We start from the raw sequence: 15735 nt of genomic DNA, 5'->3' as shown, positions 1-15735 counted from the left end.
TCAACTCTTCGGGGTGCGAGCCGCCCAACCCGCGCACCGGTACGTCGCCTAAATCGCCAGGCCATATGTTCTCCCTAAGCCGTCAGGCAATCAGGTCGGCTCAATCATCAGGCAAGAAGGCCGCCCAAAACAGTCAGGCAATAAGAAGGGGCCCGGCGCGATGACGCCGGACCCCTCTTTTCGCTAAGTCTTAGCCAAACTGCCTTACTTGGCGACAGCCTTCTTCAGGGCCGAGCCGGCGGTGAGCTTGACACCGTAGCCAGCCGGGATCTGAATCTCTTCGCCGGTGCGCGGGTTGCGGCCCTTGCGGGCTGCACGCTCCGTACGCTCGACGGCGAGCAGACCCGTGATCTTCACGGCATCGCCGTTGGAAAGGGACTCGACCAGAACATCCTGCAGAGCGCCAAGGGCCTTGTCGGCATCCGACTTGGTCAGACCGGACTTCTCTGCGATCTTGGCAATAAGTTCAGTGCGATTGAGGGACATTCACATACCTCTCGTTTGTCTCGGAAAACGGGCCCAGGTTTGAGGGCCGCTACGGATGAATGTATCGGAAATCCGCCAAAAAGTCGCATTCCGCGCCGCGTGGCGTATCACGCAACTCAAATAAGAGTGGCTGGAATACTGCGCGAAACCGTGCGGGTCGCTACTCAAAGCGCCGCCGAAGACAGCCACTTTTCCCTGCTATTACGCGGATCTTATGGAAGTCCCGGAATGTGGACCACAGCGGAAACGCCTTCAAGGACCCTCATCAGCCCTCTCGCGCACTTTTGCTATTGGCGCATATCACATATGCGTGTTGGCGGCGCGCGTGACCGGTTGTCGCACTCATCGCTGAGGTGGTCCTAGTGTCTAAGCGGCTCCAAATCCGATCGCCAAGAAGGACTCAGGGCTCTCCAGTGCAGCGGTCAATTCATCCGCCTGCCACAGCCCAACCACCTTTGCCACCGATCTGGCTTGGCAGTTCATCGATCGCTTCGGATTGAACTCGATATCGGTAAAGGCGCTGTACTCTGTGACCTGCTTAAGAAGCTCCTCATCTCCACAGAGCGCTGACGCATAGAGCCAGTCGTAGAAATAGGTCCTCGGTTCAAGTGGAAAACGCCTCCCGAAGAACTCGAAACCGATCAGGCGTCCGCTTTGTTGCAACCTCTGATCCCGTTTCGCTTGCCTGCTGGAGGCTTGCGTCAGGTCCGCGTAAGGACCGCCATTCTCAAACTTCTTCGCAGCTTGAAAGGCTGCTTCAACCGAGCATTGCGCATCGTCGATGGCATGGATCATGAGATTGAAGGCGCTCAGTTGGATGCCGAGGCCCACGGTGCTCTTAGAAGAAACCTCAAGAACCTTCCTGCCCGGCCAGTCGGCGAGAAACGAGCCATGGAGACTGGCGATTGAACGTTGTTTTTGTTGCACCGAAAAGCCCGGGTGATACTCGAATTCGACTGCACGCTCCACAACGAAGGGAACATCGTCCGTAGGTATGAAAACCGGTCGACGAGCCATCTGGGTCCTTTGTTCGTTTGCGTTATGCCTTCCAGCGTTCGGAGGCTCCACACACTTTCTCTTCGAACTCAGCATATGCCAAGCCCCAAGATCCTTGCGCTGCCCTGCGTTGGCGGTGACGGAGCTACGGGCAGTCTAACTACCCGAGCTCGCCTCCCGCTGCCACCCACCCTGTGGCTGAAGAACTCGCTCCCGCCTCTGTAATCCACTCCTCTTCGTAGAGAAGCTGCTTATCGCCCGCGGTCCAGCCTGGGATTGTTTCGGTCCACTCCTTCTGGAGGCTTCCTGGTGCTCTTTGACCTGACCTACGTCGATGGTTCACCACAAATTCCCACCACGATCCACGGCTTTTGCGGGCAGTTCTAGATGAGGCACCGAGCCGCTTTCACGGGCATCTGTAATGAGTCTCGTCGAACTGCGGAGTGTCTCATGTCCAATTGCCTGCGAAGTGGTTTCGGTGCCTGAGATGAGAATGTCCGCGAGGCTGGGAGGGTCTAGGAGGCGGTTTTCGTGGTGTGGATGTTCTTGTGGAGGTCGGGCAGGATGCTGGGGAACTGGGCTGGGCAGGTGCTGGTTGGTATTGTCTTTGGCCAGGGCGATGAGCACGTCCTGGAGGCCGTGCGGTGCGGCGGGTGATGGCGGCGGGGCCCGGCTGGCTGCGGTAGGTGATCAGTTCTTGTTTCTGTTTGTCGGTCAATACGTCGGTGCCGGGCAGCCGGTCGGGTGGGGTACGAGGAGTGTCGTACAGGCGTTTGCGTTTGCCTTCCTTGTTGGTTCCCCATCCGATGGGCTTCTTGATGGGAGTCAGGAAGTTGGTCTGCGCGTCCACCAGCACCCACAACCGGCTTGAGCACCTCCCGCTCGGCATCGGTGCCGGTAGTGGTAGTAGAACGCGTAGCGGTGTTACCTGGTGATTGTTCTTGGACACGGGTCGTGGCTTGATCGTTCTTCCTGTACTGCCGACCCCGGGGCGGGAGTAGATGTCCAGGTTTGTCGCCCACGTGACCACCCCGTGGCCGGTGAACTCGCTGCCGTTATTCGCTCGTCCATGCCCGTGATGGGGAAGCGGAGTGTCGTCCACGACCTGGTCCAGGGCTGCCCTGATGTGCTTCTGGGCGCCGCCTGCGGATGGGTCGGGTGAAGGCCCAGCCGGTGAACACGGTTGGTCATGTTCCCGGTGCGGGCGAACTCGCCTTTGAGTACCGGGCCACAGTGAGCGACGGTAACGGGCCTTGAAGAACCCCGCGAACTGCACGGGCCTCGTCGCCAGCCTTGCGGATCCTGACGGGTGTTGCGCAGTAGCGGGCCAGCCATTGGTGGCGCTCTTGCCGCGCAGTTGGTCCTTGGCCCTGACCGGGGCGAGATAATGATCGATTCTCGCCGCGCTCATCGACACCCGGCTCACGGCCCACTTGGTAGCTTGTTGTGGTCAGTGCCGCCCACGAGCTCGCCCGCGGCCTCCAACAGGTCCAGCAGCGGCATGGATACGCATCGGTATGTGCCGCAACTGTTTGCCGCTGGCCGCCCACACTCGTTGTAACACCATTAAGGCCTCATTAGGAGTACGTGCGCGCCCTGGTCCTAGGCTTGGACCTGCCAGCTCCCGCAGGGCGCTTGGCTACCGCTCTCAGGCGCCGCCTGGCACCCTCCCGACACCCGACCGGTCACCGCGCACACCTCGCCGGGCATCCTCCCCTTATCTCCTTTGGACGCCCTTGGCATAGGCCTTGGCGTACTTCCTAGTGATCTCTGCCCTGGCCTGCATTGACAACCCACCACCGCATGCCCACCACGATCCGCGACTTTCGCGGGCAGTTCCAGATGAGGCAGCGAACCACTTTCACGGGCATCTGTAATGAGTCTCGTCGAACTGTTGACGTAGCGTCCTATATCAGTTAGCGTGAAAATCACAGAGGCAAACCCCGGGCAGGGTTTGCCTCTGTTTGCTTCTAAACGAAGGTGAGGATCTACAAATGAAAAAAAGTCGGCGGCTGAGAACGTTTCTTCTCGCCTTCGGACTAGTACTGGGAATGAGCGGCGTCAACGTTGCACAAGCAGACACGGGGTCGTCCGAGGATGACAGCGGTATCATCGTCTCCGATGATTCACTCATCAACGACGCCGAGGACCCTGTGGTCCTCTCGCTGCCAATACCCCCACCACCCGGGTTATCTGGAAACAGGCAAGACTTCCATATCGGTTTCGGTACCCACATATACGTGTACCTGACTCAGAGCGACTGGAGTGACTTCAATGGGTTACACGCCACGGCCGCTGCCGGGCTTTTCTGCGGTAAAATCGGCGGGACGATAGCCGGCGTTGCCTGTGGCCTTGTCGGCACAAGTTTAGGAATACTGATTTCGCGGAACACAGGGCCAAAAGCCGGTCAATGTGCAGAAGTGGCGTACGGCTACCCGCCGCTATTCCCGGTGCGATACAAGGTGATAAACAAGCCTTGTAGTAAGTTGCGCTGACCATGACTCGGAAGACCTTCCTTAGGAGATTCGCACGAGGAGTGATCACATCCGCAATCGTGCTCCTCGTGTTCTCCATCGCCTCGAAGGACGGCCCCCACTTCTACCGCGCCAGCGCCATTGCGGCCGTCTCGGGAGTGATCTGCCTTCTGATCTCGCTGCGGCTTTCCGACGACGCCGCCGACGGCGAGCGGTGATGGCGGACTGTGGCCGGACACGGCTGCGTAGCCTCACAACGCCCGCTGCATCCTGCCGCCCGCAGAGGGAGTTCCCGCAAAGACCCCGGTCGGCTCTCTCGCCCACTTCTGCTAGTGGCACATCACATATGCGTGTTGGCGGCTTGCTGGCCTAGTTCTCGATATTCGCATCGGTGCCGGCCGGTAGCATTGGCCAATGACTCAAGGAGACACTTAGACCCTGAAAGAAGCCGTCCACATGCAACTGACGATGACACTTCCCCGCCGTGAGTATGTCTCGCAAGGTGCTATTCCGCAGGAGGTCAGAAGCCTGACCGAGCAAGATGTCACTGCGGTTGGCAGACTTTACTTCGAGAGTTATCCGCCGGGGACCGTAGAAGACGAAATGGAAGCAATCGCCGATATTTCAGCGGCACTCAACGGCGAGTATGGAATCTTCCTGCCAGATCAAAACCTCGTCTACGAGCATGACAACGAGATCGTCGGTTGTATTATGGTGGTCGATTCTCCCCCATGGGATGACGTCGCCGAGCAGATATTCGTCATCGACCTGTTTGTGCATCCAGATCACCGAGGTGAGGGTATCGGACGAACGCTCTTGTCGACGGCACTAGAGAGGGTGCCATATGACCGCATCATCGGTCTACGAGTGGAAAGCGAAAACAGTGCAGCGATCGCGCTCTACACATCGATCGGTTTCACACAAGCCAACTGAATCCACCACTTCATAAGCGAGGCCCCACTTCATAAGCGAGGCCCGTCCCCCAGCATTTAACGCCGGGGTACAGAGGCAGACTTGCGCACAAGAGTACCGGCACTTGAAGAATCACATTATCCGCAGCGCGCACAAGGTATCCGCGCGATCTACTGTCTTTCACCACATGCCCGTAAACGCGGGTAGCCGCCACTGGCATTCAGTGGCGGCTACCGTGCAGTGGAGATGGCGAGAATTGAACTCGCGTCCGGTAATGCATGCCCAAGTCTTCTCCGGGTGCAGTCTGCTAATCGTTGTTTTCGGCTCCAGAACTCACGCAGACGTGTTTCTGACGAACCTAGTTACGTAAGTGTTCCGAGTTCGCCCGCAACATGCGGACTCAGCAGTGGCTTCCTAAGACGACGCCGGACTCCGAGGAAGAAGCCCCCTCGGGCCGACGGATTTCGGAGCTCGCTCAGGCGGCGAGGGCGAAATCGGTGCGCTTAGAGTTGGCACCTATTGGTTTGCAGAGAGTCGTTAACGAGATGACTCTGCATCCTCGACCCGCTTCCCTTCGACAAACAATCACCGTCGAAACCGATCATCCCCGTATTCAGTTGGCAACCCGGTGACTCCGGGACGTACTCACGATGGAGCGCCTGTATATCTTACAACATTGACAGGCCCCGAGCTATTCCCAAGACCACTCGCCTTCCCGGGCCGCTCGCCTTCCCAAGCCAGTCACCTTCCCGAGGCGCTCACCGCCGCGCCCGACGGCGGGCGGCCGCCATGGCGCGCTCTGCCTCACGGTCCGCCTCGCGGCGCTTCAGAGTCTCGCGCTTATCCCACTCCTGCTTGCCCTGCGCCAAAGCAATCTCGACCTTGGCACGCCCACGCAGGAAGTACAGCTCAAGTGGAACGATCGTGTATCCCTTAGCAGCCGACTTCTGCGCCAATTTACGGATTTCTTCGCGATGCAGCAGCAGCTTCCGCTTGCGCGTGGGAGCATGGTTGGTCCACGTTCCCATCGCATACACCGGAATATTCGCACCTTGGAGCCATGCCTCGCCGTCGCGGTCGATCTCCACCCACGCATCAATCAGCAAAGCACGGCCCATGCGCAGCGCCTTAACCTCCGTGCCTGTCAATGCCAAACCGGCCTCGTAGGTGTCCTCGATGAGGTAATCGTGCCGCGCCCGCTTGTTGCGAGCGATCACCTGCTTAGCATCCGAGGCCGCTTTCGCTTTCTGCGCAGCAGTAAGCTTGTCGGTTTTCTTCGCCATGGCGACCTCCTCCAAGAAACCTGTACAACTGAACGGCCACCCATTCTAGCGGCTGCCAGGGGGATCTGGCCACCTCTGGGCCGTCAACGCAACCTTCCCGCGCCACCGCTGCGGGGCAAAAGTTGGCAGAACCTCGCGGCCCCTACCAACGCATCCAACACCACACCCCGATGGTGTCGACGCCACAGGCCGGTCGCATTCGCGCATCTGACTCTCCACCGTTAGGATCACGGCACGCCGGACTGCAGCGGGACGGCACCACCGACTCAATAGGTCGTAAAGCCGGGAAGACTCATCGGGTCGATAACCGAACCGTCTCGCCATACCTCCATATGCACGTGGCATCCCGTCACGTCACCGGTTTGACCGGTATAGCCGATAATATCGCCCTGCCTCACCGTCTGCCCCACAGAAACATTGAAAGCAGACAAATGGTTGGTGACCACCACCCACGAGTGGCCGTTCACCGTCCCCAGATTGACATATATCTGATTGCCATGCGTCGAGTTGCCGGCAGCCGGGATGACACGTGCAATCGTTCCATTGGCAGGCGCATACTGAGGCGACCCGCAGGTCGAGCGAAGATCTACGCCGTTGTGCATCCAATATCCACCGGTGATTGGATACCAGCGCATACCGAACGGCGACGTCACATACAGCGGGGTTGGAACGACGGGGATGAGCCAGGAAGAGCCCGTCGAAACCGTGCCTCCTCCACCGCCACCGCTGCTGGCCGCCGCAGCCCTGCGCGCATTCTCCGCGTCGATGGCTGCGATGGCCGCCGCCGTGTCGTCGTAGGCTGACTGCGTTTTATCCAAGGACGCCTGGAAGTCCTCCTTGCGAGACTCAAGTTCCGCCGCCTGCCCCTCGTAAGAGGCCTGCAACTCCTCCAATTCGTCCTTCTTGTTCTGCGCGTTCGCTTCCTTCTCGGTTTTCTCCTCGACGAGGGCGTCGGCCTGATCCTTTAGACCACTGATTTGCTCCTCGACATCACTCTGCCGCGCGGCACGGGTCTCGTTACGGGAAACTGCCTGTTGTGCCTGTGTCAGGGCACTGGACTCGGCGCGATTGAGAGCTTCGGAAGAGGCGTATGAATCCAGGAAGTCCTCCGTCGAATTCGCGTTGACGATCATATCGACTGTCGACGGCGTGGACTCCCCCCGATACTGGGCACGGCCCAGTTCCGCCAAATTGTTGCGCGCCTTTTCGATATCATACTCGCCCTGTTCGATATCGGCCTCGATGCTTTCCAGCTCCGCCTGCGCGGCCTCCAACTGTGCCGCAACCGCCTGTTGATCACGTTCAGCAGCGGCCAACTCATTTTGCGCAATCGCGAGTTCCGCCTCAGCGGTCGCCACCTGTCCCCGGGTCTCTTCGGTCTTCAGGTAGATCGCCTGTAAATCGGAATCAACCCCTTCGAGCGACGACTGCAGGCTTTCAATCTCGGCAGCCTGTTGTTCCTGTTGCTCTACAAGGTCATCACGATCAGTTGCGAAAGCGGGCCCCGCCGTCGCCAAGCCACTCAAACACAACGCGCCGACTGCCAGCAGTCCCGACAGCCTTCGTCTCCGCCGAGTCCGCATCCGCTTCATTACCAAGTTCTTCATTAGGCAGAACCTCCCGTCTCCTACACCCGGGCATACCTGCGTAATGTCACCCACGAGGCCAGGGCTGCCACGACGGCAGCGCCGACGATAAGCGCCGGAGCAATCTGAAGTACATCAACAGACGAAACCGGCCGCAGCCACTCGTTGGTAAACCACTTCTGTATAAATTGCTCGACCACAACGTAAAGCCCCGCAACAGCGAGAACCGCTCCCAGCAACGCTGAAAGCACGCCTTCCAAGATGAAGGGCAGCTCAATGAAGAAGTTCGATGCGCCAACGTAGCGCATGATCTCCGTTTCGTTACGCCGTGACATGGCCGATAGACGGATCGTCGTCGGCATTAGAAGCAACGCCGTGAGGATCATAACCGCCGCCAAGGCTCCCGCTGCCAGCGTCAGTTTGTTGAGAACGTTGAAAATCGGTTCCAACTGAGCTCTTTGGTCCACAACCGTGTCCACACCGGAACGTCCCGATAAGGCCTCAGCCACCACCTCATATTCGGTGGGATCCTTCAGTTTGATCCGGAAGGAAGCTTGCATTTGCTCCTCGGTGAGTACCTCAGCCCAGCTCGTGCCCTCCATACGTTCCTGGAAACGTTCGTAAGCCTCAGCCTTCGTTTCGAAAGCGTACGACTCAACGTATTCCTGCATTTCATCCGTCTCAAGGTACTCCCTGATAGCGGCGATTTGTTCTTCCGACGCTTCGCCGGAGGCACACTGGGCCGATATGGCATCGACGGGGCAGAGGAAAGCGGAAACCTCGACCTTGTCATACCAGTCATCTTTCATTGAGCCGATCTGCGTTTGCAGCAGTACGGCCGCCCCGACGAAGAGCAGGGAGACAAAGGTGACAAGCGCTACCGAAAGCGCCATCGCACTATTCGAGAACAACCCCTTGAAGGTGCGGGAGATAACGAAACGAAAACGCATCAGTTCTGCCCTCCCCCGTAGACACCGCGCGCCTGGTCGCGCACCACGATGCCCTCTTTGAGCTCAATGACGCGTTTGCGCATTTGGTCCACTATCCCGCGGTCATGCGTAGCCATCACAACGGTTGTTCCCGTCCGATTGATCCGGTCGAGCAGGCGCATAATCGACAGCCCGGTCTCAAAGTCGAGATTTCCCGTTGGTTCGTCCGCTAGCAGGATCTGAGGCCGATTGACCATCGCGCGCGCAATAACAACACGCTGCCGCTCACCACCGGACAGCTCTGACATCCGACGCTTCTCTTTTCCATCCAGTCCCACCATTTCAAGGACTTCAGGGACTTCGGTCTTCACGCGATGGCGGGGAGCACCGATCACCTCAAGCGCGAGAGAAACGTTCTCGTACACGTTCTTGTCCGGCAACAGCCGGAAGTCCTGGAAAACGGTGCCGATCTCGCGGCGCATGAAGGGAACGCGGCGCTGGGACACCGTGGAAAGATCCTTGCCCAGAACCTGCACATGGCCAGAAGTCGGCCTTTCCTCAGCCAGGATAAGTGCCAGCATGGTCGACTTCCCGGAGCCTGAAGGGCCAACGAGGAACACGAATTCTCCTCGTTCCACATCCAAGCTGACCGAGTCGAGCGCCGGCCTGGCACCCTTCTGGTAGAGCTTCGTCACCTTGTCGAATGTGATCATAGATTCTCGCCATATTCCGCGGTCATAGTCATCCCTGAGAATACGGCGCATGGCGACGTGACCGGCGGGGACGCGCCGTCACAAAATGTTATAGTTCGCAAAATCCGTGGAGAAGCGCAGCTGGTTGAGCCGGAGCGCTACTCGTCGGCTTCGGCCTTCTCTCCGGTTGCGCGCCAGCGAATACCCGCATCAATGAAGCCGTCTATGTCGCCGTCGAATACAGCGTCGGGGTTGCCGGCCTCGAACCCGGTGCGCAGATCTTTGACCATTTGATACGGCTGCAGCACATACGACCGCATCTGGTCACCCCACGAGGCCTTAATATCGCCGGCGAGCTCTTTCTTTTCTTTGGCCTCTTCTTCCTGTTTCAGAAGCAGCAATCGGGACTGGAGAACGCGCATTGCGGCCGCGCGGTTCTGTATCTGCGACTTCTCGTCCTGCATGGAGACAACGATTCCCGTAGGCAAATGCGTGATCCGTACCGCCGAGTCAGTGGTGTTAACTGACTGTCCGCCCGGACCGGAGGAGCGGAACACGTCAACACGGATGTCGGACTCGGGCACGTCAATGTGATCGGTGCCTTCAATCAGGGGAATCACCTCTACCGCTGCGAACGACGTCTGGCGGCGCCCCTGGTTATCGAACGGGCTGATCCGCACAAGGCGATGCGTTCCGGCCTCCACCGACAACGTCCCGTAGGCATAGGGGGCATGGACCTCAAATGTGGTGGACTTGATGCCCGCCTCTTCGGCGTACGAGGTGTCGAGCACCTTGGCGGTGTACCCCCGCCGCTCCGCCCACCGCAGGTACATGCGTTGCAAGGTCTGCGCAAAATCCGCGGCGTCGACTCCTCCGGCTCCGGACCGGATGGTCACGACGGCGTCGCGTTCGTCGTATTTGCCGGATAGGAGAGTGCGTATCTGCAGTTCGGAAAGCGACTCCGAGACGGCCTCGAGTTCGGAGTCCAAATCGGCAAACAGCTCCGCCGCTGTCTGCGGATCTCCTGCCACCTCTTCGTTCGCCATCTCCAGCAACGCCTCAAGATCATCCAGCCGCCGACCCATTTTTTCGATCTTCTCCAGCTCGGAACGGGCGTGCGACAGCTTGGATGCCACCGCCTGCCCCTTCTCCGGTTCGTTCCACAGGTCTGGATCGGCAGACTGCTCCGTCAACTCCGCGACGCGCTTGCGTAACTCCTGCGGATTCTCGACGGCGGATATCTGGTCGAAGATACTGCGCAGATTCTCAATCTCGGTTGAATAGTCAGTGGCCACGGGTGCAAGGCTACCGCATTATTCCCCTCCGCTACTGCATCGGCGTCCTGAACCGGGCTTGGCTTGGCACTCAGCTCTTGCTGTCGCACAGACTTCGTCTATGGTGCGGCGCGTTGCCGCAAATAGGCACGACTGGTGGCGCTTAAACGTACCGTACCGGTTCCTAACCCATCCGGCACCAGAGCGATTCTGGCAGATGTCGATAGTGTCACCACTACATCTCCCTCCTCGATGCCCGTCGGTTGGGCAACTTCGTACCCCTGCGGCACGATACGGAGAGCTTTTTCATATGCCTCCCGTGAACTCGGGCCTAAGTCCGCGTCAGGCCCTCCCTCGTAGTAGGCCGCATCGGAGAGATCGTCGGCTATCTCCAATGCCATTGCATCCGCCTGAGCCAGAAGTTCTCTCCGTTCGACGTACAACAGGGACACCGAGACCAGTCCTCCTAGCAGGACGACAAGCACCATCCACAACCCAAGCCCGAGTAGCAACATATTGCCGTTCTCGGCATTCCTACCGTTCATTACCGCGCCGCTCTCGGCATTCCCAGCGCTCATTCCCGTTGCCTTCTCAATTCATCGACCGGCATCGTCGACGCCGCCGTAATCTCAACCCTGTTTCCGAAAACCGGAAGGGGCACTTCGGCATGAACCGTCACCGTCACCTCTGCGCCCGGCGTGAGGCAGGGGACGGCTGAGCAGGATATGACCACTTGCGGTGGAGGCAGACCTCGCTCACGCAATGACTGCGCGGCAAGTTCCGTAGCTCTGTCACGCCCCAGCTCCACACTCTCAGCGCGCACGAATGCACGACTGGCATCACGCGCTGCAGCCACAACAGCACTGCGATGGGCGAGAAGATCGGAAGTAGTCACGATCGCCACTGCCGCCGTAAGCGCAAAGACCATCAACACTGCGGTCAGCTCAACAATCGCGTTGCCCCGCTCGGCATCTGTCTTGACGCGCGCCAGGCACCCGCTACCTCGCCGGTTCGTTGTGCTGATGCTCCATTCCTTACTCAATTGCCGCATGCGCCCTCACCGAAAGAATATGGGGCCCTTCCACACCGAAGAGTGGCAGTGGTCCGGTGATCTCGACTTCTATCACCGGAACCCCCGCGATATCGGTTACATACGCGACTATGTCGCGCGCGTATTCCTCTGCCAGATTCCCCGTGACGAACTCGCCTGCTCGACTGGTTGCAACCTCTACGCCTTCCGCAGGACCTGCTTTACTCGCCGCGCCGGCGCGTGCCCCTTCCGCCGCCGCATCCTGCAAGACGGTACGTACATGCAGTGTTATCGCCAGACTAAAGAGGGCAAGCACGGCGAACAGCAACAGCGCCACTGCCATGGTAAAGCCGACAACCGCGCTCCCCTTCTCCGAGGAAGCCCGGGACCGCACCGGCAGAGAGTTCAACACGCCAGGCCCGTTCTCTGAGTACCGGAAACGTGGATTCGCGGGGGACCATGCCGCCCGCCCTCGAACATCCGCTTGTGCGTTCCGGGACCACAGTGGGTGTACCCGCGAGCGCCAGTAGGCCGGATGATGGCCGATCATAAGAGACCAGCGACCTTCTCAATAGCCGTATTGAAGAGATTCACCAGCGCAGGACCGGCAACGGCCCAGATTGCGATAATGAGGCCAGCAGTCATCAACGTGACCAACACCCAGCCCGGTACGTCGCCTTGTTCTCCGGTTGTTGGCGACGCTAGAGCACTTGGCCATCTTTGCCCCATGCGCCACCTGTATTGGCTCGTGGAGGCAAGGGGGAACTGTCCAATTCGAGGCCATTTGTTGCCTTCGCAACCGCATCGTTTCGCCATAATCTGGTCCTTTCCGTGTAGTTTTTCGTGATCTTGAGCTTCTACGTGTTATCCAAACCCCGCATATCGCGTATGCGAAGGGCCGCCGACATGCACGGGTGGTGAATGCTGACCTTGGGCGGAGGGTCTGACGCTGCGGCCTCTTGGGCAGTGCCATGCGCCCCGCACCGCCTTATCCAGACTTTGCGGAGCAGGCCGACAACACCAGTACGTCTCCTTCCAGCGCATGACTACTCCAGCGAGATGATCGAACACAGCGCGGGATACAGCGCAAAAAGCACCGTGACCGGAAGTATGAGAAAGACGACCGGTACCATCATCGCGATTTCTCGGCGTCCGCCTTCCTCCAACAGCTGGAGTCGTCCATATTCACGTGCATCCGCAGCCTGCGCACGCAGCACCACCGATAGCGACGTGCCGCGTTCGATCGAGGTCACAAGCGCATCGGAAAACCTGCTGATACTCGGGCTCTCACTTCGCTGCGACATTGCCCGCAGTGCTTCAACGAGCGGCGTACCCGCACGAACGTCGCGTAGCGTTCGTTCTATTTCCCATGTCAGCGCGCCATGCCCCAACCCCTGGACACGTTCCAGACCGGCAAGGATCGATTCTCCCGCCCCCACCGCGAGAGCCAACAGTTCGGCAACATCGGGCAGCTCCCGAGTCAGGCGCGCACAGTGAGCACGGGCCTGCCGACTGAGCCACGAATCGGCACCAAGTGCGCCCCCGATCCCTCCGCCGCATACCATGACGACGCCGAACGGCACACTTACTCCCCGCGCGACAAGTACCAGCGCCACGAAGAGGCCGAACGCCAGTCCCAGAACGGTCCATTTGAGCTGCCGGAGCCGAAACTGCTCGACTGTGAGCGTCCCGAGACTATTGACCCGCCGCCGGACCGAAGACGTGGATGAACCGACCCGGTCGACGACACGCATGAAATCGGTTGCCAGGCGAAGTCTCCACCCTACGTGCTCACCGCGCCAGCCGTCGTCGAGATAAGGGAGTACTCGCTCTACGACTCGTGGCCTGACGGGCAAGAGCGAACACAGCACCAACCACAGCCCCAGCCCGATACCCGCACCGACACAGAATCCCATCACCCGCCCCTTTTCAGCTGTGCGGCACCGCCGCTTAGTACGCGCGGTTCTTCGGGAAGTCGACCGATTCGCATCATCGCTATGTATGCGACGACCGTCGCCACCAATCCGCACAGAAGAACGAGACTTCCCAGAGGGTTGGAGAAGGCCTGGGCGGTACCCGGCCGGGTGCACAACAAGGCAAGAACTATCCAAGGCGCCGCTGCCGCAATACGGGCCCCGTTGACCGTCCATGACTGACGTGCAAGTAGTTCCCCGCGTGCCCGATTCTCCGCGCGTAGCGTTTGTGACAGTTCACCGAACATGACCGCCAGATCGTATCCTCCCAACTGACTTGCCAACCGCATCGCCTCAACCGTGCGGTCCGCAACCGGATCCGCGAAGCCTTCTTTCAACGCATCCAAGGACTCTTCCATCCGCCCGGTCGCTTCGAGTTGTGCGGAGAAGCGGAGGAAGTACGGGCGCATCGACTCCGGTCCACGCGTGCCCTGCGCCGCCACCGCTTCACCAATGCTCAGACCTGCTCGCAAAGCTGACACAATATCGTCCAGTGCTTCAGGCCAGCTCTCACGCATCAGGCGACGTCGACGGCGCAGCAGTGACTGCTGAATGCTACGGGGTGCGCCGATACCGAGAATGCCGCCACTTATTGCCAGGGGAACCTGCCGAGTACCAAACAGAAGCGCACCGCCCACAGCTACCCCGCAAAGAACCGCCACAGCGACGGTTCGCGGTGCGGGCAACAGCCTCAGCGCATGCGGTTTTCGCCAGGGCTCTACCACTCCACCGAGCACGGACGCCACAATGACAATGCCCGTTCCGAGGAGTAGCCCGACTGCTACCGCCATGACGCACTCTCCTTCGGGACGTGCGGCGGACCTGCCATATTGATACCCTTGCGCCCCCGCCGTGGTAATTCACTGCTGCACTGAACAAGAGCACCGTTGCGGTAGGCGAACAGGCTCGCCATCTCGATGCGCCCCGACTCAATTCTTCCGGTGACTGCCGCAACTTCTTTCACGATGCGTAGCCCTGCCGCATCCCTCTCCATATGGATGACGAGATCAACGGTCGAAGCTACTGTTGGCACGACGAAGGCCGAAGTGACATTCTCGCCGGCCAGCAGCGGCAAGGTGCAAAGCTTGAGAATGGCCTCCCGGGCCGAGTTGGCATGTATGGTGCAGGCACCGGGTACGCCCGAGTTCAAGGCGACGAGTAGATCGAATGCCTCTGAGGAACGGACCTCGCCGATCACAATATGGTCGGGGCGCATCCGCAGCGCTTCGCGCACCAGGCGACGGAGCGTCACCTCTCCCCGCCCCTCGATTGACGGCGGACGGGTTTGCATCGCAACGACATCGCGGTGCTCCAGCGCCAGTTCGAAGACCTCCTCCGCCGTGATGATGCGGTCGCCAGACGGAACCGAACCCAGCAAGGCCCGCAGCATCGTGGTCTTGCCGGCCTGTGTCGCCCCTGACACCAGGATATTCATTCCCGCTTCCACCGCTGCCGAAAGAAATTCCGCCGCCTGCCGCGTCAGCGTCCCAGCGGCAACGAGTTCGCCCAGCCCGCGCGCACGCACAACGTACTTGCGAATGTTGACGGCCCAGTGGCGACGCGTTATATCCGGGATGACAACATGAAGGCGCTCACCGGATTCGAGAGCCGCATCGACAAAGGGACTAGAGAGGTCGAGCCGACGCCCGGAGGCCCGCAGCATCCTTTCCACGAGGTCATGGACTTGCGTATCCGTCAGCGTGACGTTGGTGAGCTCACTGCGGCCGGCACGAGCTACAAATACGCGTCCAGGATCATCAATCCAGATCTCTTCCACGTCGGGATCGTCGAAGAACGGTTGCAGCGGGCCGTATCCGCCAACCGCGTCACGCACCGCACGCCGAGCCGTCCCTATCTCGCTGATCGGTTCGACCGTGCCACGCACAGCGGCGTGTTCATGGCGCGTGATCGCCTCGCTGATCAAAGCCTCGAGCGCATCCGGTTCACGCTGCGGGTCAATGCCGCGCTGCCGCACGAGGCGGCGCACCTGCCCCTCGAGACCAGCGTTCACATCGGCACTCATCTTTCTCCTGCCCAGGTCAACTGCAACCGCTGTCCGTTTCCGTTCTCACGCTAAGTCAGTAGTCGCACCCTACGCAG

At 59.8% G+C, this 15735-nt stretch carries 17 protein-coding genes and 1 other RNA gene; 3 read left to right on the top strand and 15 right to left on the bottom strand.

Annotated features, from left to right (window positions below; translation table 11 throughout):
• Positions 1-204: 204 nt before the first annotated feature.
• On the bottom strand, positions 205-486 hold the full coding sequence (locus tag EKN07_RS00890) for an HU family DNA-binding protein (protein ID WP_108715402.1): 282 nt from the start codon (positions 484-486) through the stop codon (positions 205-207).
• A 366-nt stretch (positions 487-852) separates the two neighbouring features.
• Positions 853-1503: a hypothetical protein gene (locus EKN07_RS00885; protein ID WP_108715401.1), complete on the bottom strand. Its 651-nt coding sequence runs from the start codon at positions 1501-1503 to the stop codon at positions 853-855.
• A gap of 1973 nt (positions 1504-3476) precedes the next feature.
• Here EKN07_RS00885 and EKN07_RS00875 point away from each other — a divergent pair.
• The 3 genes from EKN07_RS00875 to EKN07_RS00870 all read left to right on the top strand — a co-directional run bounded on the left by EKN07_RS00875 (position 3477) and on the right by EKN07_RS00870 (position 4889).
• A complete protein-coding gene (locus EKN07_RS00875) occupies positions 3477-3977 on the top strand; it encodes a hypothetical protein (RefSeq protein WP_108715400.1) in 501 nt (166 codons plus the stop codon).
• A 41-nt stretch (positions 3978-4018) separates the two neighbouring features.
• Positions 4019-4174 carry a hypothetical protein gene (locus EKN07_RS12440; RefSeq protein ID WP_164505459.1) on the top strand — a complete coding sequence of 52 codons (156 nt, stop codon included), beginning with the start codon at positions 4019-4021 and terminating at the stop codon, positions 4172-4174.
• A 238-nt stretch (positions 4175-4412) separates the two neighbouring features.
• Positions 4413-4889 (top strand): GNAT family N-acetyltransferase, encoded by a 477-nt coding sequence (locus EKN07_RS00870; protein ID WP_126145429.1) that lies wholly within the window; start codon positions 4413-4415, stop codon positions 4887-4889.
• 217 nt (positions 4890-5106) lie between these two features.
• On the opposite strand, the gene ssrA is transcribed toward EKN07_RS00870, so the two are convergent.
• The 13 genes from ssrA to EKN07_RS00805 form a co-directional block, all read right to left on the bottom strand.
• Positions 5107-5477, bottom strand: a transfer-messenger RNA (tmRNA) gene (gene ssrA, locus EKN07_RS00865).
• A 149-nt stretch (positions 5478-5626) separates the two neighbouring features.
• A complete protein-coding gene (gene smpB, locus EKN07_RS00860) occupies positions 5627-6151 on the bottom strand; it encodes an SsrA-binding protein SmpB (RefSeq protein ID WP_126145428.1) in 525 nt (174 codons plus the stop codon).
• Between the two features lie 266 nt (positions 6152-6417).
• Entirely contained in the window at positions 6418-7758 is a 1341-nt protein-coding gene (locus EKN07_RS00855; protein WP_241228090.1) for a M23 family metallopeptidase, read from the bottom strand.
• Positions 7759-7778: 20 nt separating this feature from the next.
• Positions 7779-8687, bottom strand: coding sequence for a permease-like cell division protein FtsX (ftsX, locus tag EKN07_RS00850; protein ID WP_108715395.1), 909 nt, complete (start codon positions 8685-8687; stop codon positions 7779-7781).
• Positions 8687-9379, bottom strand: a complete 693-nt coding sequence (gene ftsE, locus EKN07_RS00845) for a cell division ATP-binding protein FtsE (protein WP_108715394.1) — start codon at positions 9377-9379, stop codon at positions 8687-8689. Before ftsE ends, ftsX begins: the two co-directional genes overlap by 1 nt.
• 137 nt (positions 9380-9516) lie before the next feature.
• On the bottom strand, positions 9517-10653 hold the full coding sequence (prfB, locus tag EKN07_RS00840; protein ID WP_108715393.1) for a peptide chain release factor 2: 1137 nt from the start codon (positions 10651-10653) through the stop codon (positions 9517-9519).
• 98 nt (positions 10654-10751) lie between these two features.
• The gene (locus EKN07_RS00835; protein WP_108715392.1) at positions 10752-11210 is read right to left on the bottom strand and encodes a hypothetical protein; all 459 of its coding nucleotides are present in this window, start codon (positions 11208-11210) and stop codon (positions 10752-10754) included.
• The gene (locus tag EKN07_RS00830) at positions 11207-11683 is read right to left on the bottom strand and encodes a hypothetical protein (protein WP_126145427.1); all 477 of its coding nucleotides are present in this window, start codon (positions 11681-11683) and stop codon (positions 11207-11209) included. The genes EKN07_RS00835 and EKN07_RS00830 overlap by 4 nt, the downstream gene beginning before the upstream one ends.
• A complete protein-coding gene (locus EKN07_RS00825; RefSeq protein WP_164546565.1) occupies positions 11667-12056 on the bottom strand; it encodes a TadE/TadG family type IV pilus assembly protein in 390 nt (129 codons plus the stop codon). Before EKN07_RS00825 ends, EKN07_RS00830 begins: the two co-directional genes overlap by 17 nt.
• A 152-nt stretch (positions 12057-12208) precedes the next feature.
• Complete coding sequence (locus tag EKN07_RS00820) at positions 12209-12391, bottom strand: hypothetical protein (protein ID WP_108715389.1); 183 nt, start codon at positions 12389-12391, stop codon at positions 12209-12211.
• Positions 12392-12708: 317 nt separating this feature from the next.
• Entirely contained in the window at positions 12709-13578 is an 870-nt protein-coding gene (locus EKN07_RS00815; protein ID WP_108715388.1) for a type II secretion system F family protein, read from the bottom strand.
• Entirely contained in the window at positions 13578-14426 is an 849-nt protein-coding gene (locus tag EKN07_RS00810; RefSeq protein ID WP_108715387.1) for a type II secretion system F family protein, read from the bottom strand. The genes EKN07_RS00815 and EKN07_RS00810 overlap by 1 nt, the downstream gene beginning before the upstream one ends.
• The gene (locus tag EKN07_RS00805) at positions 14417-15658 is read right to left on the bottom strand and encodes an ATPase, T2SS/T4P/T4SS family (RefSeq protein WP_126145425.1); all 1242 of its coding nucleotides are present in this window, start codon (positions 15656-15658) and stop codon (positions 14417-14419) included. Before EKN07_RS00805 ends, EKN07_RS00810 begins: the two co-directional genes overlap by 10 nt.
• Between the last annotated feature and the right edge of the window lie 77 nt (positions 15659-15735).

The sequence above is a fragment of the Actinobaculum sp. 352 genome, assembly GCF_003957265.1.
Lineage (GTDB): Bacteria > Actinomycetota > Actinomycetes > Actinomycetales > Actinomycetaceae > Asp313.
Note: the sequence above shows the minus strand (reverse complement) of the source record. Positions and strands in the feature narration are given on the sequence as shown.